Consider the following 223-nt stretch of genomic DNA (forward strand, 5'->3'; position numbering starts at 1 on the left):
AACGACTCTATAAAGGCGTTCTGCTGCGGTTTCCCTGGGTCGATGTAATGCCACGGCACATCGTTCTGGTCGGCCCATTTCAGGATGGCCCGGCTGGTGAACTCCGTCCCGTTATCGCTGACGATGCAACCTGGTTTTCCGTAGACCCGCACCAGCGCATCCAACTCGCGGGCGACACGGGCTCCCGAGATACTGGTGTCGGCCATCAGGCACAGGTTTTCAC

At 59.2% G+C, this 223-nt stretch carries 1 protein-coding gene; it reads right to left on the bottom strand.

From position 1 onward, the window contains the following. Nucleotides 1–223 (bottom strand): DDE-type integrase/transposase/recombinase (locus MN186_RS00020; RefSeq protein ID WP_338024976.1); only part of this gene is annotated, 223 nt, incomplete at both ends.

This window comes from Aliiroseovarius sediminis, from assembly GCF_022678485.1.
GTDB lineage: Bacteria > Pseudomonadota > Alphaproteobacteria > Rhodobacterales > Rhodobacteraceae > Aliiroseovarius > Aliiroseovarius sediminis.